The following is a 23,922-nucleotide window of genomic DNA, read 5'->3' as shown; positions in this document are numbered from 1 at the left end:
ACGATGGGGCGATGACCAGGCTGATCGCGGGCACGGCGGGCGGACGACGGCTCGCCGTGCCGCCCTCGGGGACCCGGCCGACCTCCGACCGGGTCCGGGAGGCGCTGTTCTCCGCGCTCGACCACGACCCGGGCCTCGGCGGTGCCGCCGTGCTGGACGTGTGCGCCGGGTCCGGCGCACTCGGGCTGGAGGCCCTGTCGCGGGGTGCGGCCGACGCGCTGTTCGTCGAGTCGGACAAGCGGGCCGCGGGAGTGCTGCGGCGCAACCTGGCCGCGGTCGGGCTCGGCGGGTCGGTCGTCACCGGGCGGGCCGGGACGGTGCTGGCCGGGCCCGCGCCGCGGGCGTTCGACGTCGTGCTCGTCGACCCGCCCTACGCGGTGCCCGACGACGAGGTCGCGGGCTGGCTGACCGCCGCCGCCACCCACGGCTGGCTCGCGCCCGGGGCGGCGGTCGTCGTCGAGCGGGCGAAGGCGTCGGGTGAGTTCGGCTGGCCCGCCGGGTTCACCGCGGGCCGGTCCCGCCGCTACGGCGACACCGTCCTGCACCACGGCTCGCTCGCGGGCTGAGCCCGGCTCAGGCCGCCGGGCCCGGCAGCCGGCCGGGCGTCGGGTCCGGCACCGTCCGGTGTGCCCCGGGCCGCGGTCGGCTCCGCATCCCCGGCGAGCGGAGCAGCGCGGGTGCGCCGGGGACGACGTCGTCGGCGAGGGCGATACCGTGCCCGGCCGGCCGCGCGACGAGCTCGTCGGGGTCGGTGTCGCGCCACGGACCGTCGACCTCGCACAGTGCGTCGGCCGCGCGGCGGCCCACGAACCGGTGCCGGTAGGTCCCGTCGTCGACCTCGGTGCCCCACTCGGCGAAGAACCGGGCCCGGGCCCGGCGGTGCACGTGCTCGCTGCGCACGAGGGTGCCGTCGAGGTCGAACACGACCGGGGCGCCGTCGGGAACGGTGCCCGTCACAGGCGGAACAGCTCGTCGCCGGCGCGGACCGTGTGCCCGGTGGGGGCGCCCACCGACCCGGCGGGGGAGTCCAGCACGACGACCGGGCAGGTCGGCGCGAGGCCGGCCGCCCGCACGGCGGCGAGGTCGACGGTCAGCACCGGCGCGCCCCGCTCGACCGCGTCGCCCTTCGCGACGTGCGTGGTGAACCCGGCCCCGCCGAGCGAGACCGTGTCGATGCCGACGTGGACCAGGATCCCGGGGCCGCCGTCGGCGGTGATCACGAAGGCGTGCGGGTGCAGCGCCGCGACGGTGCCGGCGACCGGGGCCAGCACGACCGCCTCGGTGGCGTCCGCGGGCGGTTCGACGGCCGTCCCGCCGCCGAGCAGCTCGTCGCGGAAGACCGGGTCGGGCACCCCCGCGGGGCCGACCACCGCGCCGTCGACGGGCGCGACGACGGACGTCACAGCAGGTCCCGGACGTCGTCGCAGAGGTTCTCCGCCTCCGGCCCGATCACGACCTGCACGACGGTCCCGGACCGGACCACACCGTGCGCCCCGGCGGCCTTCAGCGCCGCGTCGTCGACCAGGCGGGGGTCGCCGACCTCGGTCCGGAGCCGGGTGATGCACGCCTCGATGTCGGTGATGTTCCCGGGCCCGCCCAGCCCCGCCACGATGTCGTCGGCCCTGCTCATGGGGTTCCTCCGCCCTCCGGTCACTACTGGTCGTGACCAGTGCCTTGACAGTGCCGCGTCCCGCCAGCACCCTCACTGGTTATAACCAGACCGTACCGGCTGTCGCGGTGGCTCCACAACGCCCGCCGCGCCCGTCCGGTCGCCGATACTCGACGAGGAGTGCGAGTCCATGAGCACCGACACCTCCACGGCGGAGCCGGTACGACGACGGCCGGGACTGGCCGGGCTGCAGCGGCTCGGCCGGAGCCTGATGCTCCCGATCGCCGTCCTGCCCGCGGCGGGCCTGCTGCTGCGCCTCGGGCAGGACGACCTGCTCGGCGGCGTCGAGGCGCTGAAGCAGCCCGCGGCCGTGCTCGCGGCGGCCGGCGGCGCGCTGTTCGACCACCTCCCGATGATCTTCGCGCTCGGCATCGCGATCGGCTGGGCGCGCCGCTCCGACGGGTCCACCGCGCTGGCCGCCCTCGTCGGCTACCTCGTCATGGACGGCGTGTTCACCGCGCTGTCCCCGGTGCTGCTGCCCGGGGTGCTCGACTCCGAGGGCGAGCAGTCCACGATCGACTTCGGGGTGCTGGGCGGCATCGTCGCGGGCCTGGTCGCGGCGGTGCTGTGGCAGCGCTTCCACCGCACGACGCTGCCGAGTTTCCTCGGCTTCTTCAACGGCCGCCGGCTGGTCCCGATCCTCACCGCCGTGTCGATGATGGTGATCGCGTCGGTCATGAGCCTGGTCTACCCGGTGTTCAACGCCGGGCTGACCGGGCTGGGCAACGCGGTCGGGGAGAACGCCGTCGTCGGCGGCGGGATCTTCGGCCTGGTCAACCGGCTGCTGCTGCCCGTCGGGCTGCACCACATCGTCAACTCGGTCGTCTGGTTCCTCATCGGGGACTTCGACGGCACCCGCGGCGACCTCAACCGCTTCTTCGCCGGTGACCCGACCGCCGGGGCGTTCATGACCGGCTTCTTCCCGATCATGATGTTCGCGCTGCCCGCCGCCGCACTGGCCATCTGGCACGAGGCCCGCCCGGCGCGGCGCAAGCTCGTCGGCGGGATCATGGTGTCGGTCGCGCTGACCTCCTTCGTCACCGGCATCACCGAGCCGCTGGAGTACGCCTTCGTCTACGTGGCGTGGCCGCTGTACCTGATCCACGCGGTGCTCACCGGCACCTCGCTCGCGCTGGTCAACGCGCTCGACGTCCACAGCGGGTTCGCCTTCTCCGCCGGTGCCATCGACTACGTCCTCAACTTCGGCCAGGCCACCCGGCCGCTGTGGCTGATCCCGATCGGGCTCGGCTACGCCGTCGTCTACTACGTGCTGTTCCGCTTCGTGATCCGTCGCTGGAACCTGCGCACCCCCGGCCGGGAGGACGACGAGACCACCGGCACCGACACCACCGAGACCACCGGCACCGCGGGCAAGGCCGACCGGTGACCGCCGCCGAGGAGCAGGAGACCACCGTGCACACCCGCACCGCCGTCGTCGCGTCCCGGGTGGGGCTGCACGCCCGCCCGGCCGCGCTGTTCGCCCGCGCCGCCGCCGCCACCGGGCTGCCCGTCACCGTCGCGACCGACGGGAAGGACCCGGTCGACGCGCGCAGCGTCCTCGGGCTCATGACCCTCGGCGTCGTCTTCGGCGACGAGGTCGTGCTCCGGGCCGACGGCGACGGCGCCCCGGCCGCGCTGGACGGCCTCGTGACGCTGCTCGAGACGGACCACGACGCGTGATGCGTGACCGCGTGCTGCGCGGCACCGTCGTCACCGACGGCCGGCTGCTCCCGGACTCGGTCGTCGCGGTCGCGGGGGACCGGATCGTCGCGGTCCTCCCGGCCGCGGCGTACGACGGTCCGCTCCCGCCCGCGTCGTCGTCGCTGCTGCTGCCCGGGCTGGTCGACGTGCACGACCACGGCGGCGCCGGGCACGGCTTCCCGGACGCGACGGCGGCGGGGGCGGCGGCCGCCGTCGCCCACCACCGCGCCCACGGCACGACGACGACGGTCGCCTCGCTGGTCTCCGCCCCGCCGACCGTGCTGGCGGAGCGGATCGCGACGCTGCGCCCGCTCGTCGTCGCCGGGGACCTGGCCGGGATCCACCTGGAGGGCCCGTTCCTGGCCGCCGCGCGGTGCGGTGCGCACGACCCGCGCGCGATCCTCCCGGGCGACCCCGCGCTGCTCGACGAGCTGCTGACCAAGGCCGAGGGCGCCGTCGCGTCGGTGACCTACGCGCCGGAGACCGCGCACGCGGCGGACCTGCTCGCGGTGCTCGCCACCCACGGGGTGCTGCCGAGCATCGGCCACACCGACGCCGACGCCCGCACCACCGCGACCGGGATCGCACGGGCGGGCGGCGGGCCGATGAGCGCCACCCACCTGTTCAACGCGATGCCCCCGATGCACCACCGGGCGCCCGGGCCGGTCGCGGCGTGCCTGGCCGCGGCCGCCCGGGGGGAGCTCGTCGTGGAGCTCGTCGCGGACGGGGTGCACCTGTCGCCCGACACCGTCGCCGCGGTGTTCGACCTGGTCGGGCCGGACCGGGTCGCGCTGGTCACCGACGCGATGGCCGCGGCCGGGATGCCCGACGGCCGCTACCACCTGGGCACGATGCAGGTCCGGGTCGACGACGGCGTCGCCCGGATCCCGGACGGGCCCATCGCGGGCGGCACCGCGTGCCTGGTCGACGTCGTCCGCGCCACGGTGCGCGACGCGGGGGTCCGGCTGCAGGACGCGGTGCTCGCCGCGACCCGCACCCCGGCCCGGCTCCTCGGGCTCGACGGCGAGGTCGGGTCGCTGGCCCCGGGCCACCGCGCCGACGTGCTCGTCACCGACGCCGCCCTGCGGCCGCAGCAGGTGCTGCGCGCCGGGGTGCCCGTCGCCGTTGGGGGTGCGTGATGGAGGTCGTGGTCCTCGACGACCCGCGGGCCTGCGGGCGGGCGGTCGCCGACGCCGTCGCCGAGGTCCTGGCCCGCGACACCGGCCGGCCGGCGACCCTCGGGCTCGCCACCGGCAGCTCCCCGCTGCCCGCCTACGCCGAGCTGGTCCGCCGTCACCGCGACGAGGGCCTGTCCTTCGCCGGGGCCCGCGCCTTCCTGCTCGACGAGTACCTGGGCCTGCCCGCGGGGCACCCGCAGTCCTACCGCGAGGTCATCCGTCGTGAGCTCACCGACCACCTCGACATCGACCCGGCCGCGGTGCACGCTCCGGACGGCACCCGCGCGGACCCGGCCGCGGCCGCGGCGGACTACGAACGGCTGCTCGCCGCGTCCGGTCCGGTGGACCTGCAGATCCTCGGCATCGGCGGCAACGGGCACATCGGGTTCAACGAGCCCGGCTCCGCGTTCGGCTCGCGCACCCGGGTCGCGACGCTGACCGGGCGGACCCGCGCCGACAACGCCCGCTTCTTCGACCGTCCCGCGGACGTGCCGCACCGGGTGCTCACCCAGGGGCCGGCCACGATCATGCAGGCCCGGCGGATCGTGCTCGTCGCGACCGGGGAGGGCAAGCGGGCGGCCGTGACGGCGACGGTGTCCGGGCCGGTCACGACCGACGTGCCCGCGACCGTGCTGCGCGGCCACCCGCACTGCACGCTCGTGCTCGACCGGGCGGCCGCCGGGGAGCGGGCCGGGCAGGTCGGCGCACCGGGACGGGGGCGGTAGTGGCTACGGTGGACGGCACCATGAACGGCGAGGTCCGGATCGGCGACGGGGTCGTCCCCAAGCACGAGCAGCTCCGCACCCTGCTCGCGGAGACGATCGCGCGGGACTTCGCGCCGGGCGACGCCTTCCCCAGCGAGCGCAGGCTGTGCCTGGACCACGGCGTGAGCCGGGTGACGGTGCGGGCCGCCGTCGGCGAGCTGGAGCGCGACGGGCTGCTGACCCGGGTCCGCGGCAAGGGCACCTACGTCGCGGCCCGCACCGCGCGCTCCCGGCTGCACCTCGCGTCCTTCCACGACGACATGCGCCGGCTCGGGCTGACCCCGACCACGGTCGTCCTCGAGGTCGCGCTCACCACCGGACCGCCGGAGGCCGTCCGCGCGCTCGGCCAGGGGCCCGACGGCCGGTGCTGGCACCTGCGGCGGCTGCGCGTCGCCGACGGGGTGCCGATGTCGATCGACGACGCCTGGTACGACGCCGAACAGGTCCCCGACCTCGACGTCCACGACCTCAGCGGCTCGGTCTACGGGATCCTGCAGGAGCACTACCGGCTCCCCATCGACCGCGCCGAGCAGACCGTCGCCGCCCAGCAGGCCGACGAGGCCTCGGCTGTCCTGCTCGGGATCCCCGCCGGGCACCCGATCCTGGTGTTCGACCGGACCTCCAGCTCCGGCGACCGGCCGGTCGAGTACACCGTGTCGCGCTACCGCGGTGACCGCTACGAGCTGCACATGTCGCTGGACCGCAGCTGGGCCTGACCGGTGATCACCGGCTGATAGGTTCCGGCCATGCCCGAGGTCCGCCGCGCCGTCTGCCCCGGTTCCTACGACCCGCCGACGGTCGGTCACCTCGACGTCATCGCCCGCACCGCGGCGCTGTTCGACGAGGTGTTCGTCGCGATCCTGGTGAACCCCCGCAAGGAGGGCCTGTTCTCCGTCGACGAGCGCGTCGCGATGCTCACCGAGATCACCGTGGACCTGCCGGGAGTGCGGGTCGAGTCGTTCCAGGGCCTCGTCGTCGACTACTGCCGCGAGCGCGGCGCGCAGGCGATGGTCAAGGGCCTGCGCGGGGCGACGGACTACGACTACGAACTCCCGATGGCGCACATGAACCGGCACCTGACCGGGGTCGAGACGCTGTTCCTGCCCGGTGCGCCCGGTCAGGTCTACGTGTCGAGCTCGCTGGTCAAGGAGGTCGCCCGCGGCGGCGGCGACGTCACCGCGTTCCTCCCGCCGAGCGTGCACACCCGGCTGCTGGACCGGCTCGCCTGACACGCGGGAGCGGCGCCCAATAACGGGTCCGCGCCCGTGACGGTGAGAGGATCCGTCGCGTGTACCGGGTCTTCGAGTCGCTGGACGCGCTGGTGACGATCGTCGAGGAGGCGCGCAGCGTCCCGATGACGTCGAACTGCGTGGTCCCGCGCGGCGACGTGCTGGAGCTCCTCGACGACGTCCGCGAGGCGATCCCGGGCGAGATGGACGACGCCCAGGACGTGCTCGACCGGCGCGACGACGTCGTGTCCGAGGCCGAGCGCGAGGCGGAGGAGACCCGGACCGCGGCGAACTCCGAGGCCGAGGAGACGCTGCAGAACGCGCGCACCGAGGCCGAGCGCCTCGTCGCCGAGGCGCAGGAGGAGGCCGGGCGCACCCTGGCCGAGGCCCGCCACGAGGCGGAGCGCGCGGTCGCCGAGGGCCGCCGCCAGTACGCCGAGGTCACCGACCGGGCCCGGGACGAGGCCGAGCGGATGAGCCACGCCGGCCGGGCCGCGCACGACCGGCTCATCGCCGACGGGCAGAACGAGCAGACCCGGCTGGTGTCCCAGACCGAGGTCGTCCGCTCCGCGCACGCCGAGGCCGGCCGGATCGTCGACGGCGCGCACGCCGAGGCCGACCGGCTGCGCCGGGAGTGCGACGACTACGTCGACACCACCCTGGGCGAGCTGGAGACCACCCTGAACAACGCGCTCGGCGTCGTCGGGCGCGGGCGCAGCCAGATCTGGCGCGGCCAGTACGGCCCGAACTACGGCGGCGGACGGCCCCCGGAGCAGGGTCGCACCGGCACCGGGATGGACCTGATCGACTGACCGGTGGAGCGCCGGCGCGGCGCTCACCCGGGGTCCCGACCGAGCCCCCGCAGTGCGACCTCGCCCGGTCCCGTCCCCGACGACCACCGGCCCCGGAGCCGACCGGGCCGCCGTCCCCTCAGCCCTGCTGCGCCGCCCACTCCTCGACCCGGCGCCCGCTCTCCTCCGGTGACAGGTCCTCCACCCGGCTCATCACCGCCCACCGCACCCCGTACGGGTCGACGACCGAGCCGAACCGGTCCCCGGACACGAACGTCGAGACCTGCTCGCGCACCGTCGACCCGGCACCGGCCAGCGTCGCGACGGCCGCGTCGACGTCGGGGACGTACACCGCGAGCGACAACGACACCGGGTGGTCGCCCGCCGGGGCGGCGACGAGGCCGTAGTCGGGCATCGCGTCGGAGACGGTGAACCGGCCGTCCGCCAGCTCCAGCTCGGCGTGCCCGACCATCCCGCCCATCTCGGTGACCGAGAGCACCCGGGCCCCGAAGGCGGCGCAGTAGAGTGCGATCGCCGCGCGGGCGGGCGAGGCCACCAGGTGCGGGGTGAGTGAGGTGACCCCGTGCGGACGGCCGTCGGTGGTGTGGGCGCCGGTGACGCTGCTCGTGAGCTCCATGCGACGAGCCTCCCCGCCCCGCGACGGGACGGATTGAACATTGCCGACAGGGGGGCCGATGACCGTCGAGTCGCGCGGACACCTGAACCCGGGTGCCCCCGAGGTCGCGCTCGACCGGGCGCCCATCGGGCTCGACGACCTCGTCCGGTGGGTGTGGACCGCCCGCTGGGACGTCCCGCCGGGGCGCACGGTGCGCCAGCGGGTGCTGCAGTACCCGGCGTTCAACGTCGTCACCGACCCGGTCACCGCGACGCTGCACGGGCCGCGCACCGGCGTCGACGTCCGGGAGCTGGCCGGACGGTCCTGGGTCGTCGGCGTCCTGCTGCGGCCCGGTGCGACCCCGCTGTTCACGGCCACCGCACCCGCAGCGCTGCGCGGGACCGCCGAGGAGGTCCGCGGCGCGCCGGTGGCGGAGCTCACCGCGGCCGTGGCGGGCGGCGACCCGGCCGCGACGGTGCGGGACTGGCTCGCCCCGCTGGCCGACCGGGTCACCGACGCCGGACGCCTGGTCAACCGGGCCTGCGCGCTGGCCGAGTCCCGCGCCGACGTCCTGCGCGCCGACCAGCTCGCCGAGCTCGTCGGTGTCGCGCCGCGGACCCTGGAACGGCTGGTCCGCGGCCACATCGGACTGACCCCGCTGTGGCTGATCGAGTGCCGCCGCCTGCAGCACGCCGCCGCGGTGCTCCGGACCGACCCGGACACCGCGCTGGCCGGGCTGGCCGCCGATCTCGGCTACGCCGACCAGGCCCACTTCACCCGTCGCTACCGGGCGGTCCTCGGCGAGACGCCCGGCGCCACCCGGCAGGCGGCCCGCGCGGCCGGGTGATCACGGGTACTGCTGCGGCACAGGTGCTTCACCACGCGCAGTCGCTGTGGTCGGATACGCCGGACGCAGGAATCCAGGTCACCCGCCGTACTACTCTCCCGCGCATGGCACGCCGGCCCGAACCCGACCCGACGACCTGGTGGGCACGCTACGGGCACCGGCTGGAAGGACCCCCCGTGACGAACCCGGCGCAGCCCCCGGCCGTGGCCCCGGCCCCCGAGGACCCGCGTCCCGGTCTCCCACGCTCCGAGGCCCCGCGCGCGGACCACGGGGCGGCCGCGACGGACCTGCGTGAGGACGCCATGCTGCGCGCGCGGCCCGACCGGCCGCGTACCGGCTGGCGACGAGCCCTCTACGACGTCACCGGCGGCCGGGTGAACCCCGGCCCGAGCGACGCCGAGGAGCTCCGCTCCGGGCTGCTGACCCGGGTCCGCGCGCCGCTGGCCGGGGCGCACCGGGTGGCGGTCATGTCGGTGAAGGGCGGCGTCGGCAAGACCACGGTCGCGGCCTGCCTCGGACAGGCGCTGGCCGAGCACCGCGGGGACCGGGCGGTCGTCCTCGACGCCAACCCCGACGCCGGCACGCTCGCCGACCGCCTCACCGGCGACTCCCGGATCACCGTCCGCGAGCTGCTGGACGACCTGGACTCGGTCGGCACCTGGACCGACGTGTCCCGCTACACGAGCCTCGCCGGGCGCCTGCAGGTCCTGGCCTCGGAGCAGGACCCCGCCTCGGGCGAGGCGTTCTCCCGCGACGAGTACGAGCGCGTCGTCGACCTGCTGGGCCGCTTCTTCAACATCATCATCACCGACTCCGGCACCGGGATGGTGCACTCCACGATGCAGGGCACCCTCGCGCGCGCCGACTCGGTGGTCGTCGTCGGGGCCCCGACCGTCGACGGCGCGGGCCGGGCCAGCAAGACGCTGGACTGGCTGGTCGCGCACGGCCACGGCGACCTCGTCGGCGACGCGGTGGTCGTGCTGTCCTGCGACCGGCGCAGCGCCGACGTCGACGCCGCCCGCATCCGCGAGCACTTCGCGCGGCGGGTGCGCGGCGTCGTCGAGGTCCCGCACGACCCGCACCTGGCCACCGGCGGGCGGGTCGACCCGGCCCGGCTCCGCCCGGCCACGGCGGACGCGTTCCTGGAACTGGGCGCCCTGGTCGCCGACTCGTTCGACGTGCGACGACGCGGCTGAGCGGGCCGCGTACGCTGGTCGGCGAGATGAACAGCGCGCGCAACCAGTCCCGTCCCGACGACAACCCCTGGGTGCTCAGCACCCGCGAGCTCGCCCGCAGGCCCGGCACCCAGCGCACCGTCACCCGCACGGTCCCGGCGCCCTCCGGTGACGCCGAGATCGGCCTGACCGGTGTGATCACCGTCCCCGGCGGCTCCGACGTCGCACTCGACGTGTCGCTGGAGTCGGTCACCGAGGGCGTCTACGTCTCCGGGACCGCCGACGCCCGGCTGGCGGGGGAGTGCTCGCGCTGCCTCGACCCGATCGGCGACGAGGTGCAGGTCCGGATCGGCGAGCTGTTCGCCTACCCGGACTCGGTCACCGAGGAGACCACCGACGCCGACGAGATCCCGCGCCTGGTCGACGAGCGCATCGACCTCACCCAGACCGTGCGCGACGCGATCGTCACCGACCTGCCGATGGCGCCGCTGTGCCGCGAGGACTGCCCCGGTCTGTGCGTCGAGTGCGGCGGGAGGTGGGCCGATCTCCCGTCGGATCACGGGCATGAGACACTGGATCCTCGTTGGGCGGCGCTCCGTGAGCGCCTGCCCTCCACCGACCGAGCGGCGGCTCCGGAGTGAGCCCGCTCCCCGGTGGGCAGACCTGATCGTTCGAAGTACCGAGGAGTGTCATCATGGCCGTTCCCAAGCGCCGGATGTCGCGGTCGAACACGCGTGCGCGCCGGTCGCAGTGGAAGGCCACTGCGCCGACCCTGGTCGCCTGCTCGAACCGCGCCTGCCGTGAGCCGAAGCTGCAGCACATCGCCTGCCCGACCTGTGGGCAGTACGACGGCCGTCAGGTCACCAGCCCGGCCTGATCGCAGCAGTGGGCGACAAGAGCGTGACCGGTCCGGTGACGGACCGGTCACCTCTGCTGTCCGCACTCGGTGTGGACCTGGACGAGGCGCTGCTCACGCTGGCGCTGACCCACCGGTCCTACGCCTACGAGCACGGCGGACTGCCGACCAACGAGCGCCTGGAGTTCCTGGGCGACTCGGTGCTGTCGATCGTGATCACCGAGCGGCTCTACCGGGACCACCCGGACCTGCCCGAGGGGCAGCTGGCGAAGCTGCGCGCGAGCGTGGTCAACATGCACGCGCTCGCCACCGTCGCGGTGGCGCTGCCGACGCCCGGCGACGGGCCGCACGGCCTCGGCGCGTACCTGTACCTGGGTCGCGGTGAGGAGCTGACCGGTGGCCGGTCGAAGGCCAGCATCCTGGCCGACGCCACCGAGGCGCTGCTCGGCGCGGTGTACCTCGCGCACGGCCTCGAGCCGTCCCGCGAGCTGATCCACCGGCTGTTCGCGGACCTGCTGCACAGTGCCCCGCTGCTCGGCGCGGGCCTGGACTGGAAGACCAGCCTGCAGGAGCTCACCGCCGCCGGCGGGCACGGCGTGCCCGAGTACCGGATCGACGAGGAGGGCCCGGACCACCTGAAGGTGTTCACCGCGACGGCCGTCGTCGGGGGTCGTGACCTCGGCAGCGGCGAGGGGCGCACCAAGAAGGAGGCCGAGCAGAAGGCGGCCGAGATCGCCTGGCACGCGCTGTCCGACGAGAGTGCCGGCTCCGGGCGGTAGCCGTCGATGCCGGAACTGCCCGAGGTCGAGGTCGTCCGCCGCGGCCTCGCCGACCACGTGCTGGACCGGCGGATCGCCCTCGTCGAGGTGCTGCACCCGCGCGCGGTACGCCGGCACCCGACCGGCGCGGACGACTTCACCGGCCGGCTGACCGGGCGCACGCCGTCCGCGGCCGCGCGGCGCGGCAAGTACCTGTGGCTGGAGCTGGACACCGCGGGCCCCGGCGAGGACGCGCTGCTCGCGCACCTGGGCATGTCCGGGCAGATGCTCGTCGAGCCCCCGGACGCGCCCGACGAGAAGCACCTGCGGGTCCGCGTCCGGTTCGACGACGACGGCCCCGAGCTCCGCTTCGTCGACCAGCGCACCTTCGGCGGGCTCTCGGTGCACCCGCTCGCCGCTGCCGCGGGCGGCGGCCTGGTGCCCGAGCCGGTCGCGCACATCGCGCGCGACCCGATGGACCCGGCGTTCTCGGCCGACGACGCCGTCGCGGCGCTGCGTCGCCGTCGCACCGAGGTCAAGCGGGCGCTGCTCGACCAGACCGTCGTCTCCGGGATCGGCAACATCTACGCCGACGAGGCGCTCTGGCGGGCCCGGCTGCACGGCACCCGGCCCACCGAGAAGCTCACCCGGGCCCAGGGCCATGCCGTCCTCGACGCCGCGACGACCGTCATGCACGAGGCGCTCGCCCAGGGCGGCACCTCCTTCGACGCGCTGTACGTCAACGTCAACGGCGCCTCGGGCTACTTCGACCGGTCCCTCGCCGTCTACGGCCGGGCGGACCGGGCGTGCCGCCGCTGCGGCACCCCGATCCGCCGGGACGCGTTCATGAACCGCTCCTCGTTCACCTGCCCCCGCTGTCAGCCCGCCCCGCGCCCGCGCCGGACGGGCTGAGCCTCACGAGCAGTCGCGACGCAGCAGGTCCTCCGGGGTGTCGCGACGCAGCAGCGGCAGCGACGCCCCCGCCGCGACGGCGACCACCGGCGGGCGCGGGACCTGGTTGTAGGTCGAGGCCATCGACGTGTGGTAGGCACCGGACAGCGGCACCGCCAGCAGGTCCCCGGGCGCGACGTCGGCGGGCAGCCGGACGCCGTCGGCGATCACGTCGGAGGACTCGCAGTGCCGCCCCGCCACGCGGACCGTCTCCAGCGGCGCCCGGGTGGCGCGCCCGACGAGCCGGACCGGGTAGCGGGCGCCGTAGAGGGCGGGGCGCGGGTCGTCGCTCATGCCGCCGTCGACCAGCACGGTGGTGCGGCCGTCGCCGCAGCGCTGCACGGCGCCGACCCGGTAGAGCGTCACCCCGGCCCGGGCGACGACCGCGCGCCCCGGCTCGACCAGGAGCCGCGGCTCGTCGATCCCGTGCGCCGCGCAGGCCCGGGCCAGGGTGCCCCGCACGGCCCGGCCGAAGGTCGCCGGGTCCAGGCAGGGCTCGCCCTCGGCGTAGCCGACCGCGTGGCCGCCGCCCAGGTCCAGCTCGGCGACGGTGATCCCGTACCGCGCGCGCAGCGCCGCGATCACGCCCACCATCCGGACCGCGGCGCGCTCGTGGCGCGACACCGACGGCACCTGCGAGCCGAGGTGGCAGTGCAGCCCGGCCAGCTCCAGCTCGGGGCGGGCCAGCACCCGTCCGGCGACCTCGCACGCCTCGGCGGGCGGCATCCCGAACCACGACGACGCGGTGCCGGTCGTGAGCCCCGGGTGGGTGCCGGCGTCGACGTCCGGGCTGATCCGCAGCAGCACCTTCTGCCGGTGCGGCGCGAGCACGGCGATCCGGTCGACCTCGGCCGCGGAGTCCAGCACGATCCGCCCGACGCCAGCGGCGAACGCGATCTTCAGGTCCTCGTCGGTCTTGACGGTGCCGTGCAGCACGATCCGGTCGCCGGGCAGCCCCGCGGCCGCGGCCACCGCGACCTCGCCGCCGGAGCAGGCGTCGACCGAGCAGCCCTCGTCGGCGACCAGGCGGGCCATCCCGCGGCAGAGGAACGCCTTGCCGGCGTAGACGATCTCGGCGTCGGGCAGCGCGGCCCGGTAGGCGCGGCAGCGGGCGCGGACGTCGGCGGTGTCGAGCACCTGCAGCGGGGTGCCGAAGCGGACGGCGAGCCCGGCGAGGTCGACCCCGCCGATCTGCAGGGCGCCGTCGGAGGTCGCGCGGGTCGTGACCGGCCACAGGCCCGGCTCGAGGCGGGCGGCCAGGGTCGGGCGGAGGGAGGGGAGCAGGTCGGCGAGGGTCACCGGGACGACTCCTTGGTGGCGGGCGCCCGGTGCGGGCGCCGTGCCCCTCCGTTGTCACCCCGCGGGCGCCTCCGTGCCCGTTCCCGCTACTCCGTCCTGACGCGGCCGGCGCCATCACTGGCGGCACCGTGACACGCACAGGGTGCAGTGGTGTGCGCACTACTGCGCAGTGCGTAGTACTCTCCGATGCGCAAGGAGGTGCGATGGACACCAGTCAGCTGCTCAAGGGAGTGCTCGACCTCGCGGTGCTCGCCGTGCTCGACCGCGAGGACGGGTACGGCTACGAGGTCGTCCGCGCGCTGCGCGCGGCCGGGCTCAGCGAGGTGGGGGACGCCTCGGTCTACGGCACGCTGCGCCGGCTCTACGGTGCGGGCCTGCTGACCTCCTACGTCGTCCCCAGCGAGGAGGGGCCGCACCGCAAGTACTACGCGATCAACGAGCCGGGCCGGACCCGGCTGCGGGAGACGACCGACCGGTGGCGCGCGTTCGCCACCACGATGGAAGGCCTGGTGGGCACGTGAGCACCGACGGCACCGACGGCGCCGCCACGACCCGGATCGGCGACCCGGTCGGCACCGAGTACCTGCTCGGGCTGCGGGAGGCGCTGTCCGACCTGCCCCCGGCGGAGGTCGAGGAGATCGTCGAGGACGCGCACGACCGACCCGTCGTCGGGGGAGTGCGTGACCGTGCCCCCGCCGCCCCTGGTCGTGACGATCCCGCAGACCACGGCGGCCCGCCCGGGCACACCGGTGCCGACGACCGCGCCGAGGCCCTCAGAGCCAGTCGTTGTGCTTGAACGCCAGGTACAGCCCCAGCCCGAGCAGCAGCATGAGCCCGATGGCCATCGGGTAGCCCAGTGTCCAGTGCAGCTCCGGCATCTCGTCGAAGTTCATGCCGTAGATGCCGGCGATCAGGGTCGGTGCGAACAGGATCGCCGCCCACGACGACACCCGCTTCATCTGCTCGTTCTGCGCGAAGCCCGCCTCGGTGAGCCGCGTCATCTCCTCGTTCTGCCGCTGCGCGACCAGGGTGGAGTTGACCGTCAGGATGTTGCCGAGCAGGTCGCGGAACCCCTCGACGCGCTCCCGCACCCGGGTGGCGTGGTCGATCACGTCGCGCATCGCGCGGCGCAGCTCCAGGTCCGGGGCGTCGCCGGACTTGGCGAACCGGGCCCGCAGCTCGACGAAGATCTCCTGCAGCGGCTCGACGGCCCGCTGGAACGCGATGACCTGCCGGGTCAGCTGGTAGATGCGCCGTGACACGGCCGGGTCGCCGCGGAAGACCTGCACCTCGATCTCGTCGATGTCGTCCTGCAGGCCGTCGAGGACGGGGAAGTAGTCGTCGACGACGCGGTCCAGCACGGCGTAGAGCACCGCCATCGGGCCGTGCGAGAGGAGGGCCGGGTCGCTCTCCAGCCGGTCGCGGACCTCGCCGAGCTGCGGCTCGGCGGCGTGCCGGACGGTGATGACGAAGTCCGGGCCGAGGAACAGGTGCACCTCGCCGATCTCGACGACCTCGTCGGAGTCGACGTAGCGGGCCGGGCGCAGCACCACGAACTCGGTGTTGCCGTAGCGCTCCAGCTTGGGGCGCTGGTGGGCGTTGACGGTGTCCTCGATCGCGAGTGCGTGCAGCCCGAACTCCGCCGCGACCTGGTGGATCTCCTCGACGTCGGGGCGCAGCATCCCGATCCAGCAGAACGTCGTCGAACCGTCGCCGTGGTCGGCGCGACAGCCGTCCAGTGCCTCGACCGCGCCGTCGACGGACTCCGGCGCCGCGGCCCGCTTGCCGTCGACGTAGACAGCGTTGTCGATCACGGACATGCACAGACCTCCCGGCCGGACCGGCCGGGCGGGGTGCCCGGGCCGTCAGCGGTCAGGGTAACCAGCACTGTGTCGCGCAACCGTCGTGCGCGGACGGCGCGGGCCGGACGAACCCGGCGCCCCCGGGCAGGGGCGGCGGCGGGACCGGACGGGCGGGGCGGCGCTGCGGCATGCGCGGGAGCGTGCACCCCCGGCCCAGGACCGCCCGGGCTCCGGACGCCGTGCCGGCGTCGTCACGCGCGTGTGGTGACGGCTTCCTGAGACCGACCGCCCGTCCGGGGACGTGATCGCCACCACCGGGCGTCAGGAACGCGTCAACGCGCGACCCGGTGGGCGTCAATCCGCCGTCATCGCCGCGGGCGCGACCGCCGGTGCGGCGCACGATCCCCGCAGCCCGCCGGACATGCCGGCGGGTGGGCACGACCGAGGAGAGTCCCGTGGCCGACCTGGCCTGCATCGCGTTGCTGGTGGCGTCCTTCGCCGTCCTCGCGCTCACCCTGCGCGGGATGGAGAAGCCGTGATCGCGACCGTCGTCGAGAACGCGGCCGGGGGACTGATCGCCCTGGCCCTGCTGGTCTACCTGGTGATCGCCCTGCTCCACCCGGAGCGGTTCTGATGGCGGGGCTCGCGCAGGCGGCGGCGCTGGTGGCGCTGCTCGCCGTGACCTGGAAGCCGCTGGGCGACTGGATGGCGCGGGTCTACACCGACACCCGGCACTGGCGGGTCGAGCGGCTCGTCCACCGGGTCTGCCGGATCGACGCCGACTCACCGCAGCGCTGGACGACCTACGCCGCGGGCGTGCTGGGCTTCTCGTTCGTCTCGATCGCGCTGCTCTACCTGCTGCAGCGGCTGCAGGCCTTCCTCCCGCTCGGGTTCGGGCGCGGCACCGACGGCGCCACCTCGGTGTCGCCCACGATGGCGTTCAACACCGCGGTGTCGTTCGTGACCAACACGAACTGGCAGTCCTACGTGCCCGAGCAGGTGCTCGGGCACACCGTGCAGATGGCCGGGCTGACCGTGCAGAACATCGCGTCCGCGGCGGTGGGGATGGCGGTCGCGGTCGCGCTCGTGCGCGGCTTCGTCGCCTCCGGTGACGGCGACGGCCGGATCGGCAACTTCTGGGTCGACCTCGTCCGCGGCGTCGTCCGGATCCTGCTGCCGATCGCGGCCGTCGCCGCGGTCGTGCTCGTCGCCACCGGCGTCGTCCAGTCGCTGCGGTCCGGTGTCGACGTGACGACCGTCGACGGCAGCGTCCACACCCTGGCGCTCGCCCCGGCCGCGTCGCAGGAGGCGGTCAAGGAGCTCGGCACCAACGGCGGCGGCATCCTCAACGCCAACTCCGCGCACCCGTTCGAGAACCCGAACCCGCTGTCGAACCTGCTCGAGATCTTCCTGATGCTCGTGATCCCGGTCGCGCTGACCCGCACGTTCGGCGTGCTGGTCGGGCGGGTCCGCCAGGGCGTCGTGCTGCTGTCGGTGATGGGCGGGCTGTGGGCGCTGTTCCTCGCCGCGACCTGGTTCGCCGAGCTGCACCCCAACGGCCCGGCCGCGCTCGCCGCGGGCGGGGCGATGGAGGGCAAGGAGGTGCGGTTCGGCATCCCCGGCTCCGCCCTGTTCGTCGTGTCCACCACGGGCACGTCCACCGGCGCGGTCAACGCCACCCACGACAGCCTCACCGGGGCGGGCGGCGGCGTCGCGCTGCTGAACATGCTGCTCGGCGAGGTCGCCCCCGGCGGCGTCGGCTCCGGGCTCTACGGCCTGCTGGTGCTCGCGGTCGTCGCGGTGTTCCTGGCCGGGCTGATGGTCGGGCGCACCCCGGAGTACCTGGGCAAGAAGCTCGGCCGGCGCGAGATCACCTACGCCGCCGTGTCGATCCTGGTCATGCCCGCGTTCGTCCTGATCGGCGCGGGCCTGGCCATCGCACTGCCCGGCACCGCGGGAGCACTGGGCAACTCCGGTGCGCACGGCTTCTCCGAGGTCCTCTACGCCTGGGCCTCGGCGGCCAACAACAACGGCTCCGCGTTCGGCGGGCTCACCGCGACCGGCGACTTCTTCCAGGCCGGCCTGGGGCTGGCCATGCTGTTCGGCCGGTTCGTGCCGATGCTCGCGGTGCTGGCACTCGCCGGCTCGCTGGCCCGCCGGCGCCGCGTCCCGGCCGGTGCCGGGACGCTCCCGACCGACGGCCCGCTGTTCGCCGGCCTGGTCGGCGGCACCGTGCTGCTCGTGTCCGCGCTGACCTTCTTCCCGGCGCTCGCGCTCGGCCCGATCGCCGAGGCCCTCTCGTGACCGCCACCCACCACCACCGCGCCGAGTCGGAGGAACCCGTGTCCGTGACGACCGAGCCGCAGACGGCACCGCCGGGCGCGACGCCGGTCGCCGCCGGGGCGTTCGCCCCCCGCCGGCTGCTGGCCGCCCTGCCCGAGGCCCTGCGCAAGCTCGACCCGCGGGTGCAGGCCCGCAACCCGGTCATGTTCGTCGTCTGGGTCGGGTCCGTGCTGGTCACGGTGCTCGCCGCCGCCGACCCGAGCGTCTTCGCGGTGCTCGTCGCGGTGTGGCTGTGGTTCACCGTGCTGTTCGCCAACCTCGCCGAGGCCGTCGCGGAGGGGCGCGGCAGGGCCCAGGCCGCCTCGCTGCGCGCCACCCAGCGCGACACCGTCGCCCGCAGGCTGGTCACCGACTCGCCCGCCGACCGCGACGCCGCCGAGGAGCAGGTCCCCGGCGCGCAGCTGCGCCTCGGTGACCTCGTCGTCGTCGAGGCGGGGGAGACGATCCCCGGCGACGGCGACGTCGTGCACGGCATCGCCTCGGTCGACGAGTCCGCCATCACCGGCGAGTCCGCGCCGGTCATCCGGGAGGCGGGCGGCGACCGCTGCGCCGTCACCGGCGGCACCACCGTGCTCTCGGACCGGATCGTCGTGCGGATCACGACGAAGCCGGGGGAGTCCTTCGTCGACCGGATGATCGCGCTCGTCGAGGGCGCCGCCCGGCAGAAGACGCCGAACGAGATCGCCCTGACCATCCTGCTGTCGGCGCTGACGATCATCTTCCTGCTCGCGGTGGCCGCGATCGCGCCGATGAGCGCCTACGCCGGCACCCAGGTGCCGCTGCTGGTGCTCACCGCGCTGCTGGTCTGCCTGATCCCGACCACGATCGGGGCGCTGCTGTCGGCGATCGGCATCGCCGGGATGGACCGGCTCGTGCGGCGCAACGTGCTCGCCACCTCCGGACGCGCGGTCGAGGCCGCCGGCGACGTCGACACCCTGCTGCTCGACAAGACCGGCACCATCACCTTCGGCAACCGGCGCGCCACCGCGCTGCACCCGGTCGGCGGCACCGGCGTCGAGGAGCTGGCCCGCGCCGCGCGGCTGTCCAGCCTCGCCGACCAGACCCCCGAGGGCCGTAGCATCGTCGAGCTCTGCGCGGCCGAGCACGGCCTGGCGCCGGAGGCCGACGCGACCGAGGCCGTCGCCGAGTTCGTGCCGTTCACCGCGCAGACCCGGATGTCGGGCATCGACCTGCCGGGCGGTGTCGTCCGCAAGGGCGCCGCGGCCGCGGTCCTGGACTGGGCGCGGGTCACCGACCGCGCCGAGGCGGACCGTCTGGTCGAGTCCATCTCCGACGGCGGGGGGACCCCGCTGGTCGTCGCCCGGGCCTCCGGCCCCGGCGGTGACGGTGCGGCCGTGCTCGGCGTGATCGAGCTGTCCGACGTCGTCAAGCCCGGCGTGGCGGAGCGCTTCGCCGAGCTGCGGGCCATGGGCATCCGCACCGTGATGGTCACCGGTGACAACCCGCGCACCGCGGCCGCGATCGCCGCCCAGGCCGGCGTCGACGACCACATCGCCGAGGCCACCCCGGAGGACAAGCTCGCCTACATCCGCCGCGAGCAGGAGGGCGGGCGGCTCGTCGCGATGACCGGCGACGGCACCAACGACGCGCCCGCGCTCGCCCGGGCCGACGTCGGCGTCGCCATGAACACCGGCACCTCCGCCGCCAAGGAGGCCGGGAACATGGTAGACCTGGACTCCGACCCGACCAAGCTCATCGAGATCGTCGAGATCGGCAAGCAGCTGCTCATCACCCGCGGCGCGCTGACGACGTTCTCCGTCGCCAACGACCTCGCGAAGTACTTCGCGATCCTGCCCGCGATGTTCGTCGCGCTGTACCCGTCGCTGGGGCTGCTCGACGTCATGGGCCTGGCGACCCCGGAGTCCGCGATCCTCTCCGCAGTCATCTTCAACGCGCTGGTGATCGTCGCGCTGATCCCGCTCGCCCTGCGCGGGGTCCGGTACCGGCCCTCGTCGGCGGCGTCGCTGCTGCGGCGCAACCTGCTGGTCTACGGCCTCGGCGGGGTCGTCACCCCGTTCGTCGGGATCGCGCTCATCGACCTGCTCGTCCGCTTCGTCCCGGGGATCTGATGCTCACCACCCTGCGCCGCCAGACCGCGACCGGCCTGCGCGTGCTCCTCGTCATGACCGTCCTGTGCGGCATCGTCTACCCGCTCGCGATCTGGGGCGTCTCCCGCGTCCCCGGGCTGTCCACGCAGGCCGAGGGCTCGGTGCTGCCCGGCGGCACCGGCTCGTCGCTCATCGGGATCGACCCGGTCGCGGCCGACCCGGCGGCCGACCCCTACTTCCACACCCGCCCGTCGTCGACGTCGACGGCCGAGGCCGGGCTCGGTCCGGCCGACACGACGACCTCCGGCGGGTCCAACAAGGGCGGCTTCGACACCGGCCTGCTCGAGTCGGTGGAGCAGCGCCGGGCGGTGATCGCCGCCCGGGAGGGCGTCGACCCCGCCGCCGTCCCGACCGACGCCGTCACCGCGTCCGGCTCCGGGCTCGACCCCGACATCAGCCCGGCCTACGCCGCACTCCAGGCGCCGCGCGTCGCCCGCGTCACCGGGCTCCCGCCGTCGCGGGTCCAGGAGCTCGTCGCCGACGCCACCAGCGGGCGCACCCTGGGCTTCCTCGGGGAGCCGCGGGTGGACGTCACCGAACTCAACCTGTCCGTGCGGAACGCGCGGTAGTGGGACGGGACCACAATGGCCGGGTGAGGGGAGAGCTGCGGATCCACCTCGGTGCCGCGCCCGGGGTCGGGAAGACCTTCGCCATGCTCGGCGAGGCCCACCGCAGGCTCGGGCGCGGCGCCGACGTGGTCGTCGGGGTCGTCGAGACCCACGGGCGGGAGCGCACCGCGGGGCTGCTCGACGGCCTCGAGACGGTCCCGCGCCGCACCGTGCTCCACGGCGGCACCGAGCTGCACGAGATGGACGTCGACGCGGTCCTGGCCCGGCGCCCCCAGGTCGTGCTGGTCGACGAGCTCGCCCACACCAATGCGCCCGGCTCGCGCCACGCCAAGCGCTGGCAGGACGTGGAGGAGCTGCTCGACGCCGGCATCGACGTCATCTCCACGGTCAACGTGCAGCACCTGGAGTCCCTCGGCGACGTCGTCGAGACCATCACCGGGGCCCGCCAGCAGGAGACCGTGCCCGACGACGTGGTCCGCCGCGCCGAGCAGATCGAGATCGTCGACATCACCCCGGAGGCGCTGCGCCGCAGGCTCGCGCACGGCAACGTCTACCCGCCCGAACGCGTCGACGCCGCGCTGGCGCACTACTTCCGGGTGCCCAACCTCGTCGCCCTGCGGGAGCTCGCGCTGCTGTGGATCGCCGACGAGGTGGACGTGGTGCTGCGCCGCTACCGCACCGAGCAGCAGGTGTCCGACGTGTGGGAGACCCGCGAGCGGGTGGTCGTCGCGCTGACCGGTGGCCGGGAGTCCGAGACGGTGCTGCGCCGTGCCGCGCGGATCGCGAAACGCTCCGGCGGCGCCGACCTGATGGCGGTGCACGTGCTGCGCGGCGACGGCCTGGTCCCCGGCCGCGCCGGGGCGCCGGTGGTCGCCGCGGACCGGGTGCGGCGGATGGCCGAGGGGGTCGGCGCGAGCTTCCACACCGTCGTCGGGGAGTCCGTCGACGACGCCCTGCTCGACTTCGCCCGCGGCGCCAACGCCACCCAGCTCGTGCTGGGCACGTCGCGGCGCTCCCGACTGGCCCGGGTGTTCGACCCCGGCATCGGCGCGCGGGTGGTGCAGGAGTCCGGCCCGATCGACGTGCACATGGTCACCCACTCCAGCAGGGGACTGGCACTGCCGGGCGGCCGACTGCCCTCCCTGCGCAGCGGGCTGCCCGCGGGCAGGCAGGCCGTCGGCTGGGCGACCGCCGTGCTCGCCCCGGCTGCGGCGACCCTGCTCGGGATCGCGCTGACCGACTGGGTGGACCTGTCCACCGACGTCGTCCTCTACTTCCTCGCGACCGTGCTCGCCGCACTGGCGGGCGGGCTCGGTCCGGCGCTGCTGGCGGCGCTGCTCGGTGGGCTGCTGCTGAACTTCTTCCTGTCCCCGCCGCTGTACTCCCTCGCGATCGCCAACCCCGGCAACGTCATCACCGTGGCGACGATGCTGCTGGTGGGGGTGCTGGTGGCGCTCGTCGTCGACCGGGCGGCCCGGCGGGCGGAGCAGGCGGCGCGGGCCCGGGCCGAGGCCGCGCTGCTGGCGTCGTTCGCGCGGACCGTGCTGACCCGGTCCGACCCGCTGCCGCGGCTGCTGGACCGGGTCCGCGAGACCTGGGCGCTGACGTCGGTCGCGCTGCTCGAACGCGGCGGGGACCGGGTGTGGCGCCGGGTGGCCTGCACCGGCGACGCCGGGGCGTGCGACCGGCCGGAGAAGGCCGACGTCGACGTCGTCGTCGACGAGGGGCTGCACCTCGTCGGCACCGGCCGGGCCCTGCCCGCGGCCGACCGCAGGCTGCTGGAGGTCGTCGGCGGGCAGGCGCTGCTGGCGCTGCGCGGGCAGCGCGCCGAGGCCGGGGCCGCCGACGCCGAGCGCCGCGCGGCCGCCAACGAGACCCGCGGCGCGCTGCTCTCGGCCGTCGGGCACGACCTGCGCAGCCCGCTGACCTCGATCAAGGCCGCCGCGGGCAGCCTGCGCGACGAGCACCTCCCGCTCGGACCGGACGACCGCGCCGAGCTGCTGGCGACCGTCGAGGAGTCCGCGGACCGGCTCACCGGCCTGGTCGACAACCTGCTCGACTCCTCCCGGCTCGCCGCCGGCGCGGTGACCCCGCTGCTCGCCCCGGTCGGCTACGACGAGGTCGCCGCCACCGCGCTGCTCGGCCTGGAGGGCGCCGACCGGGTCCGGGTCGAGATCGACGAGGACCTGCCCGACGTGCTCGCCGACGCGGGCCTGCTCGACCGGGTGCTCGCCAACGTCGTGGACAACGCGCTGCGGCACGGCGGGACCGAGGTGTTCCTGCGCGCCAGCGCCTACTCCGACCGGGTCGAGCTGCGCGTCGTCGACCGGGGGCGCGGTGTCGCACCGCGCGAGCGCGACGCGCTGTTCGCCGCGTTCCAGCGCCTCGGCGACCGCGACGCGACGTCCGGGCTCGGCCTGGGGCTGTCGGTGGCGCAGGGGCTGACCGTGGTGATGGGCGGCGAGCTGACCGCGGAGGACACCCCGGGCGGCGGTCTCACCGTCGTCGTCTCGCTGCCCGCCGCGCCGGTGGGGGTGGCCCGGTGAGCGGGGGCGGCAACGGCGTGCGGGTGCTGGTCGTCGACGACGACCCGCAGATCCTGCGGGCCCTGCGGATCAACCTCACCGCGCACGGCTACACGGTGCTCGTCGCCGCCGACGGCTCGGCCGCGCTGCGGGCGGCCGCGGACGGGCACCCGGACGTCGTCGTGCTCGACCTGGGGCTGCCCGACCTCGACGGCACCGAGGTCGTCGAGGGGCTGCGCGGCTGGAGCACGGTCCCGGTGATCGTGCTGTCCGCGCGCACCGACTCCACCGACAAGGTCCGGGCGCTCGACGCCGGCGCCGACGACTACGTGACCAAGCCGTTCGGGATGTCCGAGCTGCTGGCCCGGCTGCGGGCCGCGGTGCGCCGCGCCGCCGTGTCGACCGTCGACGGCGAGGCCGTCGTGACCACCGCGGACTTCACCGTCGACCTGGCCGCCAAGACGGTCGCGCGCGCCGACGGCGCCCAGGTGCACCTGACCCCGACCGAGTGGGGGATCCTGGAGCTGCTGGTGCGCCACCGCGGCAAGCTCGTCGAGCAGAGGCGGCTGCTGCGCGAGGTCTGGGGCCCGCAGTACGGCACCGAGACCCACTACCTGCGGGTCTACCTCGCCCAGCTGCGGCGCAAGCTGGAGCCGGTGCCGTCGCGGCCGAAGTACCTGATCACCGAGGCGGGGATGGGGTACCGGTTCGACGGCTGAG

General features: G+C 75.1%; 28 protein-coding genes. 22 read left to right on the top strand and 6 right to left on the bottom strand.

Annotated elements, in window-relative coordinates:
• Positions 1 to 11: 11 nt before the first annotated feature.
• A complete protein-coding gene (gene rsmD, locus WHI96_RS07575; protein ID WP_345654064.1) occupies positions 12 to 566 on the top strand; it encodes a 16S rRNA (guanine(966)-N(2))-methyltransferase RsmD in 555 nt (184 codons plus the stop codon).
• Positions 567 to 573: 7 nt separating this feature from the next.
• On the opposite strand, the gene WHI96_RS07570 is transcribed toward rsmD, so the two are convergent.
• The 3 genes from WHI96_RS07570 to WHI96_RS07560 are packed head-to-tail and all read right to left on the bottom strand — an operon-like array spanning position 574 to position 1,630.
• Positions 574 to 957 (bottom strand): HAD family hydrolase, encoded by a 384-nt coding sequence (locus tag WHI96_RS07570; protein ID WP_345654067.1) that lies wholly within the window; start codon positions 955 to 957, stop codon positions 574 to 576.
• Complete coding sequence (locus WHI96_RS07565) at positions 954 to 1,403, bottom strand: PTS sugar transporter subunit IIA (RefSeq protein ID WP_345654070.1); 450 nt, start codon at positions 1,401 to 1,403, stop codon at positions 954 to 956. Before WHI96_RS07565 ends, WHI96_RS07570 begins: the two co-directional genes overlap by 4 nt.
• The gene (locus WHI96_RS07560; protein WP_345654073.1) at positions 1,400 to 1,630 is read right to left on the bottom strand and encodes a PTS sugar transporter subunit IIB; all 231 of its coding nucleotides are present in this window, start codon (positions 1,628 to 1,630) and stop codon (positions 1,400 to 1,402) included. Before WHI96_RS07560 ends, WHI96_RS07565 begins: the two co-directional genes overlap by 4 nt.
• A 169-nt stretch (positions 1,631 to 1,799) precedes the next feature.
• On the opposite strand from WHI96_RS07560, the gene WHI96_RS07555 reads away from it, so the two are divergent.
• The 7 genes from WHI96_RS07555 to WHI96_RS07525 are packed head-to-tail and all read left to right on the top strand — an operon-like array spanning position 1,800 to position 7,353.
• Positions 1,800 to 3,056 (top strand): PTS transporter subunit EIIC, encoded by a 1,257-nt coding sequence (locus WHI96_RS07555; protein ID WP_345654076.1) that lies wholly within the window; start codon positions 1,800 to 1,802, stop codon positions 3,054 to 3,056.
• 26 nt (positions 3,057 to 3,082) lie between these two features.
• Positions 3,083 to 3,349 (top strand): HPr family phosphocarrier protein, encoded by a 267-nt coding sequence (locus WHI96_RS07550; protein WP_062404348.1) that lies wholly within the window; start codon positions 3,083 to 3,085, stop codon positions 3,347 to 3,349.
• Positions 3,349 to 4,509, top strand: a complete 1,161-nt coding sequence (locus WHI96_RS07545) for an N-acetylglucosamine-6-phosphate deacetylase (RefSeq protein ID WP_345654184.1) — start codon at positions 3,349 to 3,351, stop codon at positions 4,507 to 4,509. Before WHI96_RS07550 ends, WHI96_RS07545 begins: the two co-directional genes overlap by 1 nt.
• Positions 4,509 to 5,273, top strand: a complete 765-nt coding sequence (locus WHI96_RS07540; protein ID WP_345654082.1) for a glucosamine-6-phosphate deaminase — start codon at positions 4,509 to 4,511, stop codon at positions 5,271 to 5,273. Before WHI96_RS07545 ends, WHI96_RS07540 begins: the two co-directional genes overlap by 1 nt.
• A 20-nt stretch (positions 5,274 to 5,293) precedes the next feature.
• On the top strand, positions 5,294 to 6,028 hold the full coding sequence (locus WHI96_RS07535) for a GntR family transcriptional regulator (protein WP_255655926.1): 735 nt from the start codon (positions 5,294 to 5,296) through the stop codon (positions 6,026 to 6,028).
• Between the two features lie 30 nt (positions 6,029 to 6,058).
• Positions 6,059 to 6,541 carry a pantetheine-phosphate adenylyltransferase gene (gene coaD / locus WHI96_RS07530; RefSeq protein WP_345654088.1) on the top strand — a complete coding sequence of 161 codons (483 nt, stop codon included), beginning with the start codon at positions 6,059 to 6,061 and terminating at the stop codon, positions 6,539 to 6,541.
• Positions 6,542 to 6,600: 59 nt separating this feature from the next.
• The gene (locus WHI96_RS07525; RefSeq protein WP_226355720.1) at positions 6,601 to 7,353 is read left to right on the top strand and encodes a DivIVA domain-containing protein; all 753 of its coding nucleotides are present in this window, start codon (positions 6,601 to 6,603) and stop codon (positions 7,351 to 7,353) included.
• 118 nt (positions 7,354 to 7,471) lie between these two features.
• On the opposite strand, the gene WHI96_RS07520 is transcribed toward WHI96_RS07525, so the two are convergent.
• Complete coding sequence (locus tag WHI96_RS07520) at positions 7,472 to 7,969, bottom strand: VOC family protein (protein ID WP_345654092.1); 498 nt, start codon at positions 7,967 to 7,969, stop codon at positions 7,472 to 7,474.
• Between the two features lie 58 nt (positions 7,970 to 8,027).
• Between WHI96_RS07520 and WHI96_RS07515 the strand changes: the two genes are divergently transcribed.
• The 6 genes from WHI96_RS07515 to mutM all read left to right on the top strand — a co-directional run bounded on the left by WHI96_RS07515 (position 8,028) and on the right by mutM (position 12,496).
• Complete coding sequence (locus WHI96_RS07515; RefSeq protein WP_345654095.1) at positions 8,028 to 8,795, top strand: AraC family transcriptional regulator; 768 nt, start codon at positions 8,028 to 8,030, stop codon at positions 8,793 to 8,795.
• A gap of 176 nt (positions 8,796 to 8,971) precedes the next feature.
• On the top strand, positions 8,972 to 9,991 hold the full coding sequence (locus WHI96_RS07510) for a MinD/ParA family ATP-binding protein (RefSeq protein ID WP_345654098.1): 1,020 nt from the start codon (positions 8,972 to 8,974) through the stop codon (positions 9,989 to 9,991).
• 26 nt (positions 9,992 to 10,017) lie between these two features.
• Entirely contained in the window at positions 10,018 to 10,611 is a 594-nt protein-coding gene (locus WHI96_RS07505) for a YceD family protein (protein ID WP_345654101.1), read from the top strand.
• Between the two features lie 53 nt (positions 10,612 to 10,664).
• Positions 10,665 to 10,847, top strand: a complete 183-nt coding sequence (gene rpmF, locus WHI96_RS07500; protein WP_020626225.1) for a 50S ribosomal protein L32 — start codon at positions 10,665 to 10,667, stop codon at positions 10,845 to 10,847.
• An 8-nt stretch (positions 10,848 to 10,855) separates the two neighbouring features.
• Positions 10,856 to 11,605: a ribonuclease III gene (gene rnc, locus WHI96_RS07495; RefSeq protein ID WP_345654105.1), complete on the top strand. Its 750-nt coding sequence runs from the start codon at positions 10,856 to 10,858 to the stop codon at positions 11,603 to 11,605.
• 6 nt (positions 11,606 to 11,611) lie between these two features.
• Positions 11,612 to 12,496, top strand: a complete 885-nt coding sequence (gene mutM, locus WHI96_RS07490; protein WP_345654108.1) for a bifunctional DNA-formamidopyrimidine glycosylase/DNA-(apurinic or apyrimidinic site) lyase — start codon at positions 11,612 to 11,614, stop codon at positions 12,494 to 12,496.
• A 3-nt stretch (positions 12,497 to 12,499) separates the two neighbouring features.
• On the opposite strand, the gene lysA is transcribed toward mutM, so the two are convergent.
• Positions 12,500 to 13,834: a diaminopimelate decarboxylase gene (gene lysA, locus WHI96_RS07485; protein WP_345654111.1), complete on the bottom strand. Its 1,335-nt coding sequence runs from the start codon at positions 13,832 to 13,834 to the stop codon at positions 12,500 to 12,502.
• A gap of 203 nt (positions 13,835 to 14,037) precedes the next feature.
• Here lysA and WHI96_RS07480 point away from each other — a divergent pair, with 203 nt between their 5' ends.
• Together WHI96_RS07480 and WHI96_RS07475 are read left to right on the top strand one after the other, a co-directional pair.
• Positions 14,038 to 14,355, top strand: a complete 318-nt coding sequence (locus tag WHI96_RS07480) for a PadR family transcriptional regulator (RefSeq protein WP_345654114.1) — start codon at positions 14,038 to 14,040, stop codon at positions 14,353 to 14,355.
• Positions 14,352 to 14,630 carry a hypothetical protein gene (locus tag WHI96_RS07475; protein ID WP_345654117.1) on the top strand — a complete coding sequence of 93 codons (279 nt, stop codon included), beginning with the start codon at positions 14,352 to 14,354 and terminating at the stop codon, positions 14,628 to 14,630. The genes WHI96_RS07480 and WHI96_RS07475 overlap by 4 nt, the downstream gene beginning before the upstream one ends.
• Here WHI96_RS07475 and WHI96_RS07470 read toward each other — a convergent pair.
• Positions 14,608 to 15,654, bottom strand: coding sequence for a magnesium and cobalt transport protein CorA (locus tag WHI96_RS07470; RefSeq protein ID WP_345654120.1), 1,047 nt, complete (start codon positions 15,652 to 15,654; stop codon positions 14,608 to 14,610). The two genes, WHI96_RS07475 and WHI96_RS07470, sit on opposite strands and share 23 nt — an antisense overlap.
• Before the next feature lie 517 nt (positions 15,655 to 16,171).
• Between WHI96_RS07470 and kdpF the strand changes: the two genes are divergently transcribed.
• Genes kdpF through WHI96_RS07440 form a run of 6 tightly spaced genes read left to right on the top strand, consistent with a single transcriptional unit; the run spans position 16,172 to position 23,921 of the window.
• The gene (gene kdpF, locus WHI96_RS07465) at positions 16,172 to 16,270 is read left to right on the top strand and encodes a K(+)-transporting ATPase subunit F (protein ID WP_345654123.1); all 99 of its coding nucleotides are present in this window, start codon (positions 16,172 to 16,174) and stop codon (positions 16,268 to 16,270) included.
• Positions 16,270 to 17,940 (top strand): potassium-transporting ATPase subunit KdpA, encoded by a 1,671-nt coding sequence (gene kdpA, locus WHI96_RS07460; protein ID WP_345654126.1) that lies wholly within the window; start codon positions 16,270 to 16,272, stop codon positions 17,938 to 17,940. Before kdpF ends, kdpA begins: the two co-directional genes overlap by 1 nt.
• Before the next feature lie 38 nt (positions 17,941 to 17,978).
• Positions 17,979 to 20,069 (top strand): potassium-transporting ATPase subunit KdpB, encoded by a 2,091-nt coding sequence (kdpB, locus tag WHI96_RS07455; RefSeq protein ID WP_345654129.1) that lies wholly within the window; start codon positions 17,979 to 17,981, stop codon positions 20,067 to 20,069.
• Complete coding sequence (locus tag WHI96_RS07450; RefSeq protein WP_345654132.1) at positions 20,069 to 20,677, top strand: potassium-transporting ATPase subunit C; 609 nt, start codon at positions 20,069 to 20,071, stop codon at positions 20,675 to 20,677. The genes kdpB and WHI96_RS07450 overlap by 1 nt, the downstream gene beginning before the upstream one ends.
• A gap of 23 nt (positions 20,678 to 20,700) precedes the next feature.
• Positions 20,701 to 23,223: a sensor histidine kinase gene (locus tag WHI96_RS07445; protein WP_345654135.1), complete on the top strand. Its 2,523-nt coding sequence runs from the start codon at positions 20,701 to 20,703 to the stop codon at positions 23,221 to 23,223.
• On the top strand, positions 23,220 to 23,921 hold the full coding sequence (locus WHI96_RS07440; protein WP_345654137.1) for a response regulator: 702 nt from the start codon (positions 23,220 to 23,222) through the stop codon (positions 23,919 to 23,921). The genes WHI96_RS07445 and WHI96_RS07440 overlap by 4 nt, the downstream gene beginning before the upstream one ends.
• Position 23,922: the final 1 nt, after the last annotated feature.

The sequence above is a fragment of the Pseudonocardia tropica genome (assembly GCF_040105315.1).
In the GTDB taxonomy this organism is placed as follows: Bacteria; Actinomycetota; Actinomycetes; order Mycobacteriales; family Pseudonocardiaceae; genus Pseudonocardia; species Pseudonocardia alni.
This window is presented reverse-complemented; position numbering and strand designations above follow the sequence as displayed.